Source organism: Pseudovibrio sp. W74 (genome assembly GCF_001623085.1).
In the GTDB taxonomy this organism is placed as follows: Bacteria; Pseudomonadota; Alphaproteobacteria; order Rhizobiales; family Stappiaceae; genus Pseudovibrio.
The window spans coordinates 67,511-86,801 of the sequence record NZ_LMCJ01000042.1 but is presented as its reverse complement, the minus strand read 5'-3'; the positions used below and the strand labels follow the sequence as shown (position 1 = coordinate 86,801).

The 19,291-nt window shown below is 48.7% G+C and carries 17 protein-coding genes; 13 read left to right on the top strand and 4 right to left on the bottom strand.

The genetic code is table 11. From position 1 onward, the window contains the following. Positions 1–126 precede the first annotated feature (126 nt). Together PsW74_RS19695 and PsW74_RS19690 are read right to left on the bottom strand one after the other, a co-directional pair. Positions 127–1,428 (bottom strand): type II toxin-antitoxin system HipA family toxin, encoded by a 1,302-nt coding sequence (locus PsW74_RS19695; protein WP_063287057.1) that lies wholly within the window; start codon positions 1,426–1,428, stop codon positions 127–129. After that, a complete protein-coding gene (locus PsW74_RS19690; RefSeq protein ID WP_063287058.1) occupies positions 1,428–1,679 on the bottom strand; it encodes a helix-turn-helix domain-containing protein in 252 nt (83 codons plus the stop codon). Before PsW74_RS19690 ends, PsW74_RS19695 begins: the two co-directional genes overlap by 1 nt. Positions 1,680–2,492: 813 nt before the next feature. Between PsW74_RS19690 and PsW74_RS19685 the strand changes: the two genes are divergently transcribed. From PsW74_RS19685 to PsW74_RS19675, 3 genes are read left to right on the top strand one after another with little or no spacing between them, the layout of a single operon-like run. Beyond that, entirely contained in the window at positions 2,493–5,186 is a 2,694-nt protein-coding gene (locus tag PsW74_RS19685) for a DNA methyltransferase (protein ID WP_063287059.1), read from the top strand. Next, a complete protein-coding gene (locus tag PsW74_RS19680) occupies positions 5,183–7,246 on the top strand; it encodes a DEAD/DEAH box helicase (protein ID WP_063287060.1) in 2,064 nt (687 codons plus the stop codon). The genes PsW74_RS19685 and PsW74_RS19680 overlap by 4 nt, the downstream gene beginning before the upstream one ends. A gap of 2 nt (positions 7,247–7,248) precedes the next feature. Next, positions 7,249–8,466 (top strand): GIY-YIG nuclease family protein, encoded by a 1,218-nt coding sequence (locus PsW74_RS19675; RefSeq protein ID WP_063287061.1) that lies wholly within the window; start codon positions 7,249–7,251, stop codon positions 8,464–8,466. Positions 8,467–8,865: 399 nt separating this feature from the next. On the opposite strand, the gene PsW74_RS19670 is transcribed toward PsW74_RS19675, so the two are convergent. Beyond that, on the bottom strand, positions 8,866–9,381 hold the full coding sequence (locus PsW74_RS19670; RefSeq protein WP_063289750.1) for a hypothetical protein: 516 nt from the start codon (positions 9,379–9,381) through the stop codon (positions 8,866–8,868). 623 nt (positions 9,382–10,004) lie between these two features. Here PsW74_RS19670 and PsW74_RS19665 point away from each other — a divergent pair. The 10 genes from PsW74_RS19665 to PsW74_RS19625 all read left to right on the top strand — a co-directional run bounded on the left by PsW74_RS19665 (position 10,005) and on the right by PsW74_RS19625 (position 18,525). Continuing rightward, complete coding sequence (locus PsW74_RS19665; protein ID WP_063289751.1) at positions 10,005–10,841, top strand: AraC family transcriptional regulator; 837 nt, start codon at positions 10,005–10,007, stop codon at positions 10,839–10,841. Positions 10,842–11,190: 349 nt separating this feature from the next. Continuing rightward, positions 11,191–11,694, top strand: coding sequence for a LysR family transcriptional regulator (locus PsW74_RS29440; RefSeq protein WP_343229277.1), 504 nt, complete (start codon positions 11,191–11,193; stop codon positions 11,692–11,694). Between the two features lie 9 nt (positions 11,695–11,703). Then, complete coding sequence (locus PsW74_RS29435; RefSeq protein WP_244271781.1) at positions 11,704–12,087, top strand: LysR substrate-binding domain-containing protein; 384 nt, start codon at positions 11,704–11,706, stop codon at positions 12,085–12,087. A 284-nt stretch (positions 12,088–12,371) separates the two neighbouring features. Continuing rightward, a complete protein-coding gene (locus PsW74_RS19655; RefSeq protein ID WP_063289888.1) occupies positions 12,372–13,487 on the top strand; it encodes a spermidine/putrescine ABC transporter substrate-binding protein in 1,116 nt (371 codons plus the stop codon). Positions 13,488–13,657: 170 nt separating this feature from the next. Continuing rightward, positions 13,658–14,371 carry an ABC transporter permease gene (locus PsW74_RS19650; RefSeq protein ID WP_244277881.1) on the top strand — a complete coding sequence of 238 codons (714 nt, stop codon included), beginning with the start codon at positions 13,658–13,660 and terminating at the stop codon, positions 14,369–14,371. Next, positions 14,371–15,168: an ABC transporter permease gene (locus PsW74_RS19645; RefSeq protein WP_063289886.1), complete on the top strand. Its 798-nt coding sequence runs from the start codon at positions 14,371–14,373 to the stop codon at positions 15,166–15,168. The genes PsW74_RS19650 and PsW74_RS19645 overlap by 1 nt, the downstream gene beginning before the upstream one ends. Then, complete coding sequence (locus PsW74_RS19640) at positions 15,168–16,301, top strand: ABC transporter ATP-binding protein (protein WP_244271780.1); 1,134 nt, start codon at positions 15,168–15,170, stop codon at positions 16,299–16,301. The genes PsW74_RS19645 and PsW74_RS19640 overlap by 1 nt, the downstream gene beginning before the upstream one ends. 14 nt (positions 16,302–16,315) lie before the next feature. After that, positions 16,316–17,002, top strand: coding sequence for an SGNH/GDSL hydrolase family protein (locus PsW74_RS19635; RefSeq protein WP_063289885.1), 687 nt, complete (start codon positions 16,316–16,318; stop codon positions 17,000–17,002). A gap of 73 nt (positions 17,003–17,075) precedes the next feature. Continuing rightward, complete coding sequence (locus PsW74_RS19630; RefSeq protein WP_153040769.1) at positions 17,076–17,492, top strand: hypothetical protein; 417 nt, start codon at positions 17,076–17,078, stop codon at positions 17,490–17,492. Between the two features lie 136 nt (positions 17,493–17,628). Further along, a complete protein-coding gene (locus tag PsW74_RS19625; protein WP_063289883.1) occupies positions 17,629–18,525 on the top strand; it encodes a LysR family transcriptional regulator in 897 nt (298 codons plus the stop codon). 91 nt (positions 18,526–18,616) lie between these two features. Here PsW74_RS19625 and PsW74_RS19620 read toward each other — a convergent pair whose 3' ends face one another. Then, positions 18,617–19,291 carry an NAD(P)H-dependent oxidoreductase gene (locus tag PsW74_RS19620; RefSeq protein WP_153040768.1) on the bottom strand — a complete coding sequence of 225 codons (675 nt, stop codon included), beginning with the start codon at positions 19,289–19,291 and terminating at the stop codon, positions 18,617–18,619.

Genomic DNA, 19,291 nt, shown 5'->3' with positions numbered 1-19,291 from the left:
GCAGCCTCTCACTTGCCGGAGTTTTCGCAGTGCATTGAACGTCAGCAAAGTCCGCACATTGTTCTGGGAAGCATTCTACGTTTGCTGCAAAACTGGTCCTCAACTTGCGATGTATAAAAGTTATACTCAAACCATCCGTAAGCGGGTTGTTAAGGCAGCCGAGATGCTGTGGTGCAGGGCGACTGGGAAGTCCTGAGGCAGAATGCCCTCAACTTGGGAGATCGCGTTGCTCGCAGATGCTTTGATCTCATCAATTGCATTTGTGGCAAGGTTTGTCGGTACACCTGCTCGTTGTGCTGTTTGGAGAAAATGTCGTGCGGCTATCTGATCAAACCTGTAGTGGTTTGCATTACCGACAGACATGGCAAGTTTCATCTGTCTGCGGTTGAGTACGCCCTGATCCAAAGCTGGCTGCGCACTTAAGACGTCATAAATTGGAGTGAGGCGGTAGCGGCCTTGTGGGCTTAAGAAAACACTGAAGTTTTTTGCGTGTCCGTCAGTCGCACCAATCAGCCAAAACAAGATCTGAGCTTTTAGAACTGTAGTGATGTCCTGTTCAGGTTTATCGCTTCCCTTCAGGACCTCGATAATGTCGTGCAGGGCAGGGCCACCTTCATTTTGGTATTTCAGTGTTGGGGGCACGGATCGTATCTGGCAGAAGTCTTCCTGCGGTAACCGTAGCAGGCGCCCATCTTTTGCCCAGAGTCGGTCAAAGCGCTCAATCACAAGGGCTTTAGTCTCGCCAAAACACATCATTTCCACCTGAGCGACGTCCAAGCCAAATGCTTGCAGCAGCTGCAGACAATACCATTCATTCTCCACGCTGTTGGTTAAGTCTAAACCACCGGGCAGGCGCCCAATCTGTGTTTTGAAGATATGTGTCGTGGGCGTTGTTCCATGTGGTCTCTTCCAGGTACTGTCGTGAAAGAGAAGCGCGGTCTTTTCTTGTGCACCTGCGATAGAGATGCGGAAGTCTTGCTCGTTGTCTATCCCTAAAGGCGCACGCTTGAGGTTAAGCAGCATTGCTTCCATCTCTGGAACGCTGAGAACTTCGCCTGTAATCTCAAAGCTACTTTCAGGCAGCTCTGTGCCAACTGGTAAAAACTGAAGGGCACCAACACAGTCCCGTCCGATTTTGGAGAGAAGGCTGAAAGCGTCTGTGCCCCGCGCGCCCACTTGCTCGGCGACCAGCTGTTTAAGATCTGCGGAATCTGGCAGGAGATTCTCAAAGACAGCGGATACTGGTTCGCCAACATAGCGATTTTGTCGTAGCGGCAATGATAGGGAAACAGGGATCGCCCGGTCTTGCTCAAGCCACTCAGCAGCATAAGCAAATGAAATTGCTCCTGAATGTTCCTTTGTCAGCTGCCCGATATGGCGATTATTTAGAAAAATTTGGAGAGCAACATGGGCTGGTCTGCGTCCCATCAGAACAACTCCTCAATTTCGCTATGACTGCTCTGCTCGCGGTTTTGGATGGCTAGGTCCAATTGCAGCACAGAAAGAATGAGAAGAAGGTTCTCTAGCTTTATGCCTGGATTGCCTGTCTCGAGAAGCGAGATCGAAGCTTGACGCGTCCCGCATTTCTCAGCAAGGTCGGATTGGTTGAGACCAAGCTCTTTGCGGCGTTCACGGATATAGGTTCCGAGCAGTTTAGGGGTGCGAATAAGCGACAACATGAGCTTACTATACGAAATAACGAATAAGCGGTCAATATACTATAAATCGCATAATAAATACTTATGCGGTGTAGCGCTTAAGAGGAGCAGCGAAATGTGCAAAGGGTTTGGGGAGGTCTGGCAGTTTCTTACTGCATTTTAGGTTGCAAGTGCATTATTGAGAGCGCAACAATGCAGGCTAAGGAGTAGACGAAGGCTGTTCTGAGACCTTTCGTGCGAGTATCGCAGAAGCTCGGCAAAGTTTCACGTCAACACCACGTCAACAAAAGACACGTTCTCCAGCAGCTTACTCAGTAGATGTGGGGGGGATGACAGCCGCAGTCGCGGATTGGTGCGGGTGAGTGCCTTCAAGGTAGGCGTGTAAGTCAACTGCTGCGCAATGCACCAATTAGCGAGCTGAGAGCTACTTAGCGATGACTATGTTCCTTTGAACTTTCCCTGCTTGAAGAGGAACTTGTGACCAATAGCTGCCGTTCAACCTATATCTAGGCGAGCCCGGCCAGTGCGTGACTTCGACCATAGGTCGATCTCTCACAGCTTGCTGCTTTGGTAAAGGTTAATACTCCAAACCCATTTCCGTAGTTAAATGAGCCACTCAGCAGCGTCTGTAAAATGTTTCGCAACCGGACAAGAGTTGCCGATTGCCCAGCAACGAACGCTGCGGAAAAGGTTCCCCAGTACGTTTATCTATTACGTCCATCACCGTAATCTTTAGGTAACGCCATATATCTGACGGTACCCTGTAAACGACTATTGCAACTCTAGATCCTATCTCTATTTTAACCGCTGTTGAATTAAAAAGGAATTCCCACCGTGAATGTAGTTGAGATTGAAGAAGCTTTTGAAGCTTTGGCGGCAAAGGGGTTTGATGCAGAAGCGTTTCCCTTTCACTTTGCAGAGGCGCTGGGTGCCTCTCAGGCCAATCTATCAAAGCTGAAATCAGGCTCACTCAACCGTTCTGACATGAAGGAGGCCGGTGGCGTTCTGCTCAATGGTAAATTCCACTATGCCCCATCTGCACCCGATGAGGCAGAAGCGATGCTGGACGCTCTCAGCGCGGCGAAAGCAACCACCAGCCGCAAAGTGCGTGTTGTAATCACCAGTGACGGCAAACAGGTGGCAGCAAGAGATATGAAGAGCGGTGAGCCGCTGTTTTGCGAGTTTAATGAGCTGAAGGATAAGTTCGGGTTTTTCTTGCCTCTATCAGGATATGAGCGCTTTCAGGCCGCTCAGGAAAACCCGGTTGATATTCGCGCAACCAGCCGTCTTGCCAAGCTCTATGATGCACTGACCAAAAAGAACCCGGAATGGGCAAGTGATGAGCGCCGTCATGACATGAACCAGTTCATGACGCGCATCATCTTTTGTTTGTTTGCAGAGGATACGGGCATCTTCCCGGATAACCTGTTTTCTAAGGCCATCACAGAATATGGCGGCAAACGGGGAGAGACGGCGCATGATACCATCCTGAGCGCTTTCAAAGCCATGACCCTGCCAGAAGGGCGGCGAGGTGATCTACCCAAATGGGCAGATGAATTCCCCTATGTGAATGGCGGCTTGTTTGCTGGTGTCAGCGATGTACCAGAATTCAGCGCCTCTGCGTTTCAATATCTAAAAGATGCAGCGGGGCTGGACTGGAAAGAGATCAACCCGGATATTTTCGGGTCCATGATCCAGTCTATTGCGGACCCCAAAGCCCGTGCTGAACTTGGTATGCACTATACCAGTGTACCCAACATCATGAAGGTGATTGGCCCGCTGTTTCTTGATGGTCTAGATGAGCAGATTGAGAAGGCGTGGAATAAAGCCTCTGATCTGGACAAGGTGCGGACCCGCCTTGAGGGCATCAAGGTGTTTGATCCCGCCTGTGGGTCCGGTAACTTCCTTGTGGTGGCATACAGGGAACTGAGGGAGCGGGAAGTTAGGATCTGGCAGCGCTTGCGGGAGCTGGACCGCAGCGTTCAGATTCCATTCTGGTCAGCCATTTCACTTTCAAATTTCTACGGCATTGAGATTACCGACTTTGCAGCAGAAACCGCAAAACTGGCGCTGTTTATTGCAGAGTATCAGGCTAACAAACGCTTTGAAGAAGCCTTTGGGCGCAAACAGGCTAGTTTGCCGCTAAAACATGGCGGCAACATCGTCAACGCGAACTCCTTGCGTGTGAACTGGGAAGACGTGTGCCCGTCACCGAAGGATAGCGAAGAGGTCTTTATTTGCGGCAATCCTCCGTTCTTGGGAACCACATACCAATCAAAAATTCAGAAAGAAGACATGAGGATTGTCTTTGAGGGCTATCTAAAATCTTATCTTGCGCTGGACTATGTTACCTGCTGGCATTTCAAACTTGCACATTATATTCGCGATAAGAAAGCCGAAGGTGCACTGGTATCAACAAACTCTATTTGTCAGGGCACGTCAGTTGCAACGCTATGGCCAGAAATTTTAAAAGGGAAAGTGGAGATTAGCTTTGCATACCAATCATTTAAATGGCGCAACAATGCTTCTGCGAATGCGGCTGTAGTTTGCGTGATTATTGGTTTAGGGAATAAAAAAAACTCTCCAAAGAAACTGCTCTCAGGTGAGGTTGCCTCCCAAGTAAATAATATCAATCCTTATCTGTTAAATGCGCCAAACATCGTGGTTTCGAAGTTCATGAAGCCCGGTTTTGGTCTTCCTCCCATGGATTACGGTAATAAGCCGACCGATGGCGGAAATTTAATCTTATCACCATCAGAAAAAGACGGATTGGTGGAGGCATATCCAAATGCTTCTCGTTTTATAAAGCGGTTTGTGGGGTCCCAAGAACTTATAAAGGGCACAGACCGGTACTGTCTGTGGATTAGCAATGATGATCTTGATGAGGCGCGTACATACCCTCCGATCAATGAGCGCATTGAGGCAGTGCGTTCAACTCGGCTAGCAAGTACCGATAAATATGCCCGTGAAACTTTGGCTTTAAGGCCTCACCAATTTAAAACATTTCATGCGACCAATGCTGGTGATTTTCTAATCCCTAGAGTCTCATCAGAAAATCGTCCTTATTTGCCCGTAGAGCGCGTAGGCAACGACGTAATATCCTCAGACCTTAACCAAGTTATCTACGACGGCCCCGAATGGGTGCTGTCCCTCATCGCTTCACGTCTCCACCTTGTTTGGATCGGTACTGTTTGCGGCAAACTGGAGAGCCGTTTCCGTTATTCTAATACCTTAGGCTGGAATACTTTCCCTGTGCCGGATTTCTCCGAGGCTGATAAAGCAGCGTTGGAAGCTTCTGCTCGCGAAATTTTGTTGACCCGTGCAGAACACCACCCCAAGACCATTGCTCAACTTTACGATCCCAACAAGATGCCGGATGACTTGCGGGAAGCGCACCGCAAGAACGATGAACTTTTAGAGAAAATGTATATTGGCAGGCCGTTTAAAAACGATAGTGAACGGCTGGAACATTTATTTAAGCGCTACGCCAAGCGCATCGAAGAATTGAAGAAAGAGGCTGCCAAGTGACGGATTTAGTTAAAGTCACCTATTCACAGTCGGGCAAGTCCAAAGCCACCAATAACATGGGCATGCGGCCCATGCAGGCGCGGGTTTATGATGCCCGCAACGCGCAGTGTTTGCTACTTAAAGCCCCGCCTGCTGCTGGTAAAAGCCGCGCGCTGATGTTCCTTGGCCTTGATAAGCTCATCAACCAAGGGCTGGACAAGGTGATTGTGGCGGTGCCGGAACGCTCTATCGGTTCGTCTTTCAGCACCACTGACCTGACCACCTATGGTTTTTACAGTGATTGGACTGTGCTCCCTAGATGGAACTTGTGTACCGCTGGAACGGATGATGGCGAAGGCGCAAAACGCAAAGTTCAGGCTGTTAAAGACTTTATGGCGAGCGATGACCAGATTTTGGTTTGCACCCATGCGACCTTTCGTTTTGCCTTTGAGCAAATCGGCGCGGACGCCTTCGATAGCTCAATGATCGCCATTGATGAGTTCCACCACGTGAGCGCATCCGAAGATAACAAGCTGGGTGAAATTCTGCGGGAGCTGGTACGCCGCGAACAAGCGCATATCATGGCGATGACCGGCTCTTATTTCCGGGGAGATACCGCTCCTGTATTGATGCCCGAGGATGAAGCCAAGTTCACCAGTGTCACTTACTCCTACTATGAGCAGTTGGACGGCTATGAACACCTGAAATCCCTTGGCATTGGCTACAAATTCTATCGAGGCAACTATATCGACGCCCTGCACGATGCGTTGGACCCGGCAAAGAAGACCATTATCCATATTCCGCATGTGGCCTCTGCTGAGGCATATGACCACAAAGACACGCAGGTTGGTGACATCCAAAGCGCGATTGGATTGCACCAGGGGGTGGATGACGTCACCGGGTATGACCTCATCAAAGCCAAGGATGGCCGGGTGCTGAAGGTCGCCGATCTGGTGAACGATGATCCCAAAACCCGTGTGAAGGTGATGAGCGCCCTGCAAAACGCCAAGAAGCGCGATGCCGTGGACATGATCATTGCACTAGGCATGGCAAAAGAAGGCTTTGACTGGCCATGGTGTGAACACGCGCTAACCATCGGCTATCGTTCGTCGTTAACGGAAATCATCCAGATTATTGGCCGTGCCACCCGCGACGCACCGGGCAAACCTCACGCGCAGTTCACCAACCTGATTGCAGAGCCTGCCGCTGAAGAAGGCATTGTAGTGGATGCAGTCAACGATATGCTCAAGGCAATCTCTGGTGCTTTGCTGATGGAACAGGTGCTGGCACCAAACTTCAAATTCCACAGCCGTAGGGAGGGCGATGAGCCTGTTGAACCGTGGCGGGACAGAGACGGCACCATTCACGTTGAAATTGGCGGACTCATGGAACCGCCAACAGACCGTTCCAAAGAAATCATCGAAAAAGATATGCAAGATCTCATCGCTCTGACTTGTCAAACAGCAGGCAGCAACACGCTTGCACAGGATGTCGCCCCTGAGGTTGTCACTCAGATGGTTATGACTGAAGTGATCGAGAAGAAGTTCGAAAATCTCACAGATGATGAGAGCGAAGCCGTTCGCCAACATCTGGCAGCTCGCATGAATGTGCTGCAACTGGCAAAGCAAGAAGCACGCAAACAAGCCGATGATGTGGTGTACGGTGAAGGTGGTTCCTCTGACAGTGGCGGTGCTGCTGAAGACGGAGAAGAGTTTGAGCAGGACGGCGAGCATGAACACCATGGCTTGCTGAAAATGGTAAAAAAGCTCATCAACGTTCGAGACTTGGACATTGACTTGATTGATAGCGTGAACCCGTTCCGTGAGTCATTTGACGTTGCCTCTAAGGCGTTGGACAGTCAGGTTCTTTCTCAGGTTCAGGCCATGATGGTTGCGCAGCGCACTCCGCTGACAGAACAGGAAGCCGTGGCTTTGTGGCCCCGTATCAAACGGTTCCGTGAACAGGAAGGCCGTGCCCCTAATCCCAATGCAGCAGATGATTTGGAGCGACGTTTAGGTGAGGCACACGCTTACATTCGCAATAAAAAAGCTGAAAAAATGAGAGAGCGGGCAGAGGCATAATCATGGCACGGAGAACTCTGGACGATATACTTGCGGATGAAGACCCTCATGGGCTGTTAGAGATCAGAGATACTGGGAGAGGTAAACTCTCTTCTGAAGCTGAGAAAGACCGCGCTGTTTTGGAGGAAGCATCCATCTTTTTTGCTCAACAAGCACGCAAACCCGACACAAATGCTGATGATCTGCAGGAAGCCATTCTAGCGCGAAAACTGACACGGGTAAGGGAGGGCGCGCATGTTGGACTGTTGTCCGAGCACGATAAACACGGACTGCTAAGTGTATTCCAAGTGCCCGACCCCGAGCCTGAACCTTCATGGCGGGATGAAGTTGCTGAAGATATCGCTCTATCACTGGACGATATTCTGGATAATGATGATTTCGGTCTAGATGATGAGATCATCAAACCAACCAATGTAACCGCGGCGGCGGAACGAGCTGAGGTAGAGCACGTAGGCCAAAGGGTCCCCTGCAAAGACTTTGAACTGTTTGCGCCTTTGTTCGAGGATATTCACGCGGCAATTACCCGAGGCGACAGGGAGCGACTCCCATTCACGAAAAAAGGCCAAACAGAAACTCTGGAGGGTGATTTCTTCATCCAAAAAGGGCTTTATGCTTATGTCGCAGAAAAGTCAGAGGCGACAATTAAAGGTGGTCGGCGAGACCACCGCTTACGGGTTATCTATTCTAACGGAACGGAGAGCGACATTCTCATGCGCTCCCTTGAAAAGGCTCTTTATGCAGATCCAACAGCACGACGCGTTGAAGGCCGAGGCTTTGGCCCTCTGGATGCCAACTGGGATGCCGACAAGGCTAATGTAACGGGATACATTTATGTGGCACGAAGTAAGTCTACCAGGCATGAAATAGCTCAAGAGCGGGCAATCCTTCATAAAATTGGAGTTACTTCAGGTGATGTTCGACGCCGCGTAGCTGATGCCAGGAATGATGCCACATTCCTTTATGCGCCCGTTGATATAGTTACCACCTATGAACTTCACGGAATTCGCCGCGATAAAGTGGAACATATCCTTCACACCTTCTTTGCGGGTGCCCGCGCAGTCATTTCGCTCACAGACCCAACAGGCAGAGCCGTAAGACCTAAAGAATGGTTTCGCGTAACTCCTGAACTCGTTTCTCACGCGGTTAAGGCAATCAAGGACGGGACCATCGCAGAGCTACAGTATGATGTTGAGAAACAGCAAATTTCGAAGCGAGGATGAGTTCAACACTGGTCTCAACGCGCTTTCGCCACGTGCTGTACCAATGATCGCTTGGGCTCAAGATGAAAGCATCCATGACATCTTTCAAGAGCGCTAGTTCAATCCTTGATTGAACAGCCCGAAAGTCCGCAGTTGGCCCGAACTTCCAGACATTTCTAGCACGTAGCAGCGTGACCATACCTGCCATTTGTCCGTAGTCTAGGCGCTTCCAGTCAGCAAGTAGAAACAACCATAGATCAAGATAGAGTCTCGCCACTAAGTCATGGCCAGTCCAAACATTGGGTCCGCGCCTTATGGTGCGGACCTTTCTTATAGTGACAATCCAATTCGCGCTATGTCGCTCGGTAATCCCCCCATTCATGGAGGGATTACCGAGCGATTAAGCTCAGGGATGGATCACTATTGGCTCGCACTGTCACTGACAGCGATACTGTCGGTGGTGCACGGTCCATAAGAGTCGATGCTAGACGAATCCTTATAAGTCGTCTTTGCTTTCAATGGCAGCAAGTCACCACAATTGGTGCATACTATATAGTCCATGGCTCGTCTCATTGGCATAATGTATTGCGCACCGTAAGTAGATTTTTGATTTCTTAGGAATCCAGACCCATGTCTGTATACGGCATTCACAATAAAGTCGTATCCATTGGTTATCCGGCCACAACCACACTCTGGTCCATTCATATACGCAGCAGTAAGATTGAGATTGTACTTGTCGTTTAGCAACCGTAATTCATCTTCGGTAATGTTCGATGCGTTTCTCAGGTCTTCGTCCGACTCGACCGACTCGGCGACCAATTTGCAGAAGTGATCGTAGATTCCTTCGTCATTGGTGAAGTAATGAAAGCTCTTTAAATTGTGACGATTGACAAAAAGCGCCTCTAACTCATTAACTGACGAAATGTAGTTATCCATTTTTTCCCCAATTCTCTAAGATGTTGCTCCGCAACTTGTGCAGGGTCTCAATGTTTGCACACTTGCTCGCTTCAATTGGCGGTCACCGAAATAAACGACAAACGCCGTGGTTATCGTTTGGGCTTTCCAAAATGATGTTCTAGTTGCCACCTCCCCTTCTTCCCGCAATGTTGTTTCGATAATCCACAAATGCTGCTTGCGGAGGACAGAAACACGCTCCTCAAATAGTACCGTAACGATATCTGGAGCGTGATAGGTTGCAAACTGTGATCAAGTTGGCGATGCAATCTCGGCTTGTTCTTGTCGGACTACGGCACTTTGGTTCGGTCACTTGTGTTGCATCTCACACCAATGCAAGTGTGAACTCGTCGTATGGGCCTAGCCTTCAAAACCCCAGACTGTTATTTTTTAGTTTCCGCCTGCCTCAACAAAGTCGACAATAAATCGGCCATCATAATTTGTATTATCTATATAACCCTACGGCAAGATCAGGTGTTAATATGGGTAATATTTGGAAGATAAGTAAACTCGAATAAAGAGGCCAGTTAATTTTAGTGCCTGAGTACGTTTTATCGACACCTGAATGAGGCGTCTTGTAAAAAACGGCAAGCCATGAGGGTTTTATGGAAATTTATAAAAAGTACCCTACGTCATCTAAGCTATTTCGTTACATTAAAGGATACCACGTTGCGGATCAGAAAGTTAACGATCTCACTGTTCAATCGCCTCCAACGGGTTACCCTTTACTGGGGCATATATGGAAGGGGATCGGGACGGTTGATGTGGCTGGTGAAACGATCCCTCAAATGAAACCTCCAGTTAGCCATTTTAGCGGGCAGCTGTACAAAACCAATGCATGCGTTCATTGGAAAGGACATATAGGCCATATACTCGCAGAGTTCACAGCAACAGGACTTTATGAGCTGTTTGGTATCTATGGTGATACGCTCGTTAACAGAACTGTTTCGGTGAACGAAACTGCTTCGGAGTTTGCAGCTGTACTGCAGGCAAAGCTTAACGGTGTCAAGGATACAGAGGACTATCTCATTTGCTTGCAGCAAGCACTCAAATGGCAAGCAGGTAAGGCGATTTCAGCGCCAGACTTTGTCGTTAAAGCAGTTCGCCTTATTGAAGAAGCCTATGGAGATATTAAACTGAAGCACCTGATCGAAGAGCTTAATATACCTGAAAGGACGTTGACGAGTCGGTTTAAAAAGATAGTTGGGGTATCGCCTAAGTATTTTTCTCGCATCACACAGTTCAATTATATCGTCTCAATCATACTTTCTGGTGAAGAACTACCCCTGTCGCATTTGGCTGCGGAGGCTGGATTTTATGATCAGGCACATTTCACCAAAACTGTACAAGAATTTGTGCTTAACGCTCCTTCTCGCTTCTTGGAAGGTGATGTTTCAAAAGTTTCCAGTTTCATCAGGCAAATGAATAAAAATACGCCATGATTTGGCCGTTAGTTTTTGGGAAGACCTAGATGAAACAGGCCACTTCAGGCCCTTCACGAAAATAGCTGAAGACGCTTCTGGATGAATTTGCTCAACCCTTGATGGAAACGCTCTAATGGCAGCAATTGGCCCTCGACGCTAGCAACGGTCTCTCACTGGCCGGGGTTTTCGCAGTGCATTGAACGTCAGCAAAGTCCGCATCTTACCAGTTCAAAATCACCAAACTTGGGTGAATGAGATTCAATGTTCCCTTGTTGTTGTTCGTAACGCCCAAATGTGCACGCTCGGTCCAGTTGGGCCTATTAGGCTGCTATAACTCAGATGATAATCGAATATTTGGGATTATGACTTGAGTAATAGGAAAGTAAATTTGCTGGGTAGGCTTCCCTCTCTCAGAGCTTTTGAGGCGATTGTGAGATGCGGAAACATAGCAGCGGCGGCGGATGAGCTGTGTGTTACCGAAGGTGCGGTCAGCAAACACATCAAAGCACTGGAAGCGGAACTAAGGGCCAAGTTGTTCATCCGCGTTTCACGCCGCAACCAGCCGACACCAGCCGGAGAAAGGTTATTTCAGGAGACTCGAAGCGCCTTTGCTTTACTGCGGCAGGCCGAACAGAGTTTTTCTCACGACCTTTCAAACAGACCCTTCGTACTAGCTGCTCCTTCTACCAGCCTGCTGCGTGTAATCATCCCAAACGCCCGTCTGATACAAGAGGCCATTGGTGATCGCCCGTTGCAGTTCGTAGCAGATGATACACATTACGGCGCAGTGGATGCTTCTTACTCCCTCAGCCTGAGAGTTGAGGAGGTCCCCGATGTAAGCAATATGCTCCTGAAACTTGCAGATGAATAGTTTGGATTGGTGATCTCACCGCTGCTGTTGTCGTCAGAAGCAAACGATCCAGCCCACACCCTCACTCACTACAATCGTCTGCTTCCAAAAGACAGGCCGCATATATGGGAGAACTGGGTGGAGGAAAGCGGCGTTTCTCTGGAGCCAGCCGAAAACACAATCTACTTCGATGAGATGTACTTGGCCCTTCAGGGCGCCGAAGCCAGCCTCGGTCCCACAATCGCACCTCGGCCCCTCGTCACAGAAGCAATCGAAAACAATCGCCTCTGCGCACCCTTCGGCTTCCATCAACGCAAAGGAGCCTACTTCGCCATAGCTCCGCTGGAGACCGAACTGGATCCGGACTTCCATCGTGTGGGGGACGTTTTGACGAGAATGTTTAAGTCAACTTAGGGGGAGGTTATTCTACCTGCAGATACCGCTAGCTTTCTTGCTGGTATGTTTAATTGTAGCAGCTTTCCTTTGTACTTTGGGATTTATAAAAAGGTAACTTCTTCTTCTCGATAGGGTGATATTTACAAGTTAGGCAGGACTTACTTCGTATCCAGAAGTTTACTATCAAATAAAACCTACAATACGCTCATCAGAATGAAAAATTCTGAGCATGGCATGAATTCTGCTCGTTTGCCGTCTTTACCCTGTGTTCCCATAGTTTCTGAACCATTAGGGAGGGAACAATGGTTCAGAAATTTTCATGTAGTCGCCGTTTGTTTATCAAATCAGGCGCGGCAGCAACCGGCGCACTAGCTATGCCCAATATATTGCGCGCTCAAACCATAACTGAGTTGACCATGTTGGCGTGGTATGGGCAGGCGGAGCCTGACGCTGTCGCTGAGTTTGAGGAATTAAATCGCGTAAAGATTACACCAAAGTACTACGTTGGCGGCGAGCAGATGTTGGCGCTGCTAAGCCAATCTCCGCGTGGCACTTATGATCTGGTCCATGCGGATGCTGAGTACGTGCATCAATTGGTAGCTGCTGATTTTGTAGAACAGTTGGACCCTTCAGACTACCCTCTCGATGATTTCTTTCATGAGTTCCATAAGTTCCCAGGCCACTGGGTTGATGACAAACTTTACGCCATGATCAGCCGGTTTGGCTTTCTGGGTATCTCTCACAATTTAGACGCTGTTTCTCGCAAAGAAGCTTCTAGCTACAAACTCCTATGGGATACAAAACTGAAGGATAAGATCGGTCATTTCGATTGGCATTTGCCCAATCTTGGCGTGCTTAGTCAGTACAATGGTAACGAAGCCCCTTTCAATCTTTCAGAGGCCGGGTGGAGTAAACTTAAAGAGACGACACTGGAACTAAAGCCGCAGGTGCGCGGATTTTATGATTACGGCGGTGTGCTCTCTTCGCTAAAGAGCGGCGAAGTCTCTGTAATGCCAGGTATTGGTGAATGGATCACCGGAGTTTTACGCCGCGATGGGGCCAATGTTACTACTACCATCCCAGAGGAAGGAGGCCTTCAGTTTACTGAGTCTTTCTCAATCGGCAAAGGTTCTCGCAAGGCAGAACTGGCTCGCAAATTTATCCAATATATGGCAGGGCCCGAAGGTCAATTTCGTCTAGCAAACTTGAATGTGTTCCCGGCAGTTATCCCAAGCAAACGTGGTTGGAAACGAATGATCGAGGAAAGACCCGAGGATGCCCGTCATCTGGGTATGTTTGAAGGATCAGGGAACGCTATGGACCTTATTCGGGCAGGTCGGATCAAAATCCGCAAACTGCCAGTGCAGCAAGATCTGGCAGACTGGAATGACTTCTGGTCCGAATACAAAAGCACCTAGAAACTCAGCGATAATCCCGGAATAACACCATGCAAAAACCCGCGTTATCAGCTCGGAGGTTGCTTTATAGCAGCTTCTGGGTCTCACCCTTACCGTTCTGGCTTACTCTTTTCTTTCTCGGCCCACTTCTTCTTCTGGTTTGGTTGAGTTTCTGGGATGTGCGGAACTTCGTGCTGCAGCCTGATTTCCAACTGGATAATTGGGTGAAAATCCTGAGCGCCAACTATTTCTGGCAGGCATACGGGCGGACATTTCTAGGGGCCTCCTGTGTTGCTGCCATTGCCAGCCTGTTGGCTTTGCCGTGTTCGCTGGTTATTGGTTTTATTTTGTCAACGCGTGCTAAATTAACAGTATTGGGATTGTTCGTAGTACCCTTCTTCACAAGTTACCTTGTGCGGGTTTACTCATGGCAAATCTACCTGACTGATAATGGGGTAATATCCAATCTCCTTGCCGCTATTGGTCTCGAAACCGGAAGCCTTCTTAGCTCAAAGTTTGCGATGCAGGTCGGATACGTCACGCTTACGTTACCTCTGGTGGTAGTAATCCAATCGATCTCTATGCTGTCTTTTAACAGAACACTGATCAACGCGGCTTATAATCTTGGATGTGGCCCAGTAAGGGTGTTTTTCTCAGTCCTTCTGCCGGGTACTCGTGCAGGTCTTATTCTGGGGGCACTCTTTGCTTTCATCTTCAGCTTTGGCGACTTTGTTTCTCCGACCTACATGGGCGGCGGTAAGTTCCCAACTCTCGCAATATTGATCACAGACACCGTCAAATCAGGCCAGCAATGGCCACGTGCAGCTGTCATTGCAATCGTGATGATTGGGACACTGCTTATTGTCGCTTTGACGAGTCTTAAACTCGCGTACCGGAGGAAGTAATGCACCTTTCTCAAGCAACAAGAATAACGCTCATGGTCCTGTGCGCAGGTGCTCTTGCGTTTCTCTATGCACCGATTATGGCGAATTTTGTGTTTTCGCTCACGACTGATCGTTTCCCAACGCTTCCTATCTCCGGCTTCTCAACCCAATGGTATGAGCTGGCATTTGGGGATGACTTGGTTATTCGAGCATTGCTCAATACAGCGTTGGTTGCTCTTATTGTAGCGCCACTCTCTACGTTTTTGGGGTTCACTGCTGCCTATACTGACTACCGTTTCAATTTTGTTGGTAAGAAGCTGCTGATGGTGTTTGCACTGTTGCCGCCATTGGTGCCTCTTGTCGTCTCTGGTCTGGCAATGCTGGCATATCTTTCCAGAGTGGGCCTCTCGGGCAATCTCTCTGCAATCGTCATCTCCCAGATTGTCCTTGCCTCTCCCTTTGCCATGGCCATTATCCGACTACGCCTCTCTCAGATTGATGATGATCTTGAGTTTGCTGCTCAAAACCTTGGAGCATCAAACTGGAGGGCATTTTGGGAAGTCATCATTCCCTTAACCAAAACGTCCGTTTTTGCGGCATTTCTGCTGAGCTTTGCAGTGTCTTTTGATGAGTATGCCGTCACTTGGTTTGTTGGCGGCCTTAATGAAACAGCATCGGTCCGCGTTCTCAGCTTCCTTCAATCTGCAGTCAGTCCCCGCATCAATGCGATTGGTTCATTCACATTCGTTGTGTCCATGAGCTTAATCCTGTGCGCCCAGTTTATTACTCTGCGCCGGTTTTCAAAGGAGAAACTGTGATGACCGCAAAGATCCAAACAAACACTTCTATGCAGGCTGATGAAAGCCCATCGCAGGATGTACACATCAAGCTTCGGGATATTCGTAAGAACTACGGCAAAGCCGTGGCTATCCAGGACTTGAACCTGAACATTGATCGCGGTCAGTTTACCGCCATCATGGGGCCCTCTGGTTGCGGCAAAAGCACATTACTGCGTTGTCTGGCTGGTCTGGAAAGCATTACTACCGGTGACATTTTGCGCTCTGGCCGTTCCATCAGGCATCAGGAAATCTGGGAACGTGAAATGCCTATGGTATGGCAGTCTCTTGCTCTTTTCCCATTTTTGAGCGTGCTGGAAAACATTGAGTTCGGGCTGCGCATGAGCGGCGTCTCCAAAGGTGAACGCCATCGACGAGCTCATGAGTGGGCATCAAAACTGGGGTTGGATGAATATGTAAACCGTTCAATCGACCAGCTTTCTGGTGGCCAGAGACAACGGGTAGCGCTGGCCAGATGCTTGGTAACTGAACCTTCGATTATTTTGCTGGATGAACCACTTTCCGCACTGGATGCGCACCTCTCGTTGCAAATGCAGGCAGAGCTAAAACGCCTGCAGCGCGAGCTGGGAATTACCTTTGTTTATGTAACGCACAGCCACTCAGAAGCATTCTCTATGGCCGACAAAGTCGTGATTATGAACGAAGGCCGAGTTGAGCAGGAAGGCGCACCGCAGGAGATTTACCTCAAACCGGCAACCAGCTTCGTGGCACGGTTCCTTGGTGGCAGCAGCATATTGAGCTGTACGGTTAAATCTACTGAAACGGACGAAGTGCTTGTTGATGGAAAGGATGGCACTTTCAGATGTACCTCAGATGAGTTCAGAACACTTCAGGTTGGCAGCAAGATCAATCTGATTGTGCGCGCTGATCAGATCTCATTGTCACAGGAAAGCGGATGGGCGGACAACGAAGTTTATTGCCGGGTCGTAGGTGAGGAGTTTGTGGGAGCGCTCGTCAACCTACAACTGGAAACAGCCTCCGGATCCAAGATTTTCGTACAACTTCAACAGCGTGACTTGAAAACCTTAGACATCGAAGTAGGGGCGGGCGTTTTCGCGAATTGGCACCCAGAAGACTGTCACATCATCAACTGATAAGGAGAAGAAGAATGACCTATAACGTGCTCGTTTATGGTGACTCAAACACGTGGGGCTGGAAGGGAGTTGAAGTTGCCTTCCCAAGTTCACGTTACGCAGATAATGAGAGATGGGCGGGTGTGCTGGCTGCGGAGCTGGGTGATAAGTTCAAAGTAAGTGTGGATGGGTTGACTGTCCGCTCAACTAATCTAGACGAACCAGCCGCATGGAACAGTGTGCCGGCAGATGCCTTCAATGGTGGAAAAAACCTGCCTGCTGCCATCGCTCGCGAAATGCCACTTGATCTTGTTGTCATCATGCTGGGAACCAATGATCTTAAGAATGATCTGGCTCGCAGTGCGGAAGATATCGCTGATGCGATCATTGAAGTTGCCAAGGTTGCAAAGGGGACAGAAGGGGGAGTGGCCTATACCTACAGGGCTCCCGAAGTGCTGGTTATCTCTCCGCCACCTGTTTCGACGATGGCACACCCGGACTTTGCCTTAATGTTTGAAGGCGGACAAGAAAAGTCACGGAAACTTGGGGCAGTGCTGAAAGCTGTAGCTAATGCTGCTGGCATAGAGAGCTTTGATGCAAGCGTAGTCATCCCAAAGGCTGCCGGGCTTGATGGTCTCCATATGTCTGCTGAGCAGCACAAGGTCCTTGGAAGAGCCGTTGCCAAGAAAATTCATGTGATGGCTGACGCTGCCGTAGACTGATCAATAAAGCGAACTTGCTAATAACAACAATAACATAATGCAAGTCAATACAGAGGTGAAGCCTGAAACAACAATGTTTCAGATTGAAAGGGAGGACAAACCTATGAATCTAATCAAGAAAGTCGTCACTGCGGCAGTATTCGCAATACCGTTGGTAGTGGCGCATGGAGAAAGTGCAATGGCAACACAACTCAACGAGGCTAGTGTTTTGGAATATGTAACTTTCACTGCAAAAGCAGGGACTGATGCAGAGAAGTTGGCTCAGGTTGCTGCGAGCATTAACAATAACCTGACAAATGTTTCCGGGTTCGTCGACCGTTATGTTTCACTGCAGGATGACGGGATATGGGTTGAGGTAGTATTCTGGAAAGATTTGCAAAGTGCAAAAGATGGTCTTCAGACATTTTTGGCGGATGACCGAAACAAGCCATTTCTGGATATGGTGAACGCAGATTCCGTGAAAATTACCTATTCTGATCTGAAACATTAAACACAAGCGTACGCAGAGCTGCTTGTTTTTGAGCCCTGCGTACATGCTTTTAAAAAACTGATTTACAACATGCAGATACTCACCTGCTAAACATGGTATGCTTGCAGGTAGGAAAGCAAGATACAAGGTAACTGAAATGCGCAGACGCATTCCTCCGCTGATCGCTGTCAGAGCATTTGAGGCAGCTGCTCGTCATGGCAGTTTCACAGATGCTGCTGACGAGTTGGCTGTCACACCAACAGCGATCAGTCATCAGATCAGGCATTTGGAGAAGCTGCTTAACCTTCAATTATTCGATCGGAATGGGCGGAACCTTAGCCTGACAGAGCAAGGAAAGCGCATCCTGCCAGAGGTGACACGTGGGTTTGATTGTCTTGCTGCTGCATTCTTCGAAACATACGGGGAAAAAGACAATAAGTCTGTCTATGTTAGCGTAACACGAGAGTTTGCCCGTTATTGGCTATTTCCTCGCTTAAACAATTTTTACGAACGTTATCCCGATTACGCCGTGAATGTCATTGCTTCTGAAAAATGTACCCCGCTTGATAGTAGCGAGGCTGATCTGGTTATTCGGTATGGCCCGAAAGCCCCCCCCGATAGTGTTGAAATTAATCTGTACAGAGAGGAGTATCTGGCTGTTTGTTCACCTAGTATGTTATCGGAAGGCAATCAGATAGAGAACTTGACAAGCAAGCGCTTATTGGATGTGCGTTGGGAGCTATCCAGCCTCAACTCTCCGACATGGAAACGCTGGTTCTCTGAAAATAATAATGAAGGCTATGAGGACTACATAATTTCGAATGTGGATGCCTATAATCTTGCACTTGATGCTGTCATCAGAGGAAATGCTGCAGCGCTGATCAGTAATACCATTTTTGAAGCTCAAGAACTGAGTGATAAAACTGTAGTGCTCAATGGAGCAAGGCTACCCGGTTACTTTTACAGAGCAGTTCTAACTATTGGCGGCACTCGTAAAAAAGCAGCACAGAACTTTCTTAGATGGCTTCAATATGAAGTAGGCACTACTATCTGAAATTTATAAGATTTGACAGCATTAACGAAGTCTCGATAGTTCGAGTGCATTTTAAAGTACGGAAGAAGGTCAGTCCTTCTCCCGTGTGTTATTAGGCTATAACTGGCTCAAGCTGCTCGCGGAGTGTGGTAGCCAGATTGTGAGTTTTCTCACGCGCAGCGGCCACAGATCTCTCCCAACGTTCATCCTTAAACTCTTCATAGTCTGCACTGATCAAGTGGATGTCCTCCTGAGCGGCGCCGAGGTAGTGTGCACAGGCTGCAATTGCTGGGTCGAGTGCGTTTATGTGGAATCTGATCCCTTCCTTCTCAAAACCAAATTCGCCACGACTGGAAAGGACTACTAGTTTTTTACCGGAAAGAAGTGGTGCAATTGGATAATCTCCGCGCGAAAGATCAAATGAGAAAGTTTCTCCGATCCGCGCAATCAGATCAAACCACGCTTTCAGGCTTGCTGGCATAGAATAATTGTACATTGGTGCACCAAGTACGATTACATCTGCTGCTTTGATTTCCGCAATCAATTGATCTGATAGGGCGAGCTGCCTTCTCATCTCATCACTACGTTCGGTGGGGGGAGTAAATGCAGCAGCGATCCAGGTTTCAGAAATAAAATGCGGTGGTCGTAAGCCGACATCGCGACGACAGATGACCTCATCCCCGGATTGTTTCCAGTTATCTGCAAACAGTTTGGTCAGGGAACGAGTGATGGAACGTGTTTCTCGTGCGCTCGAGTCAACAATGAGTAGTTCTGGTGCGGATGCCAT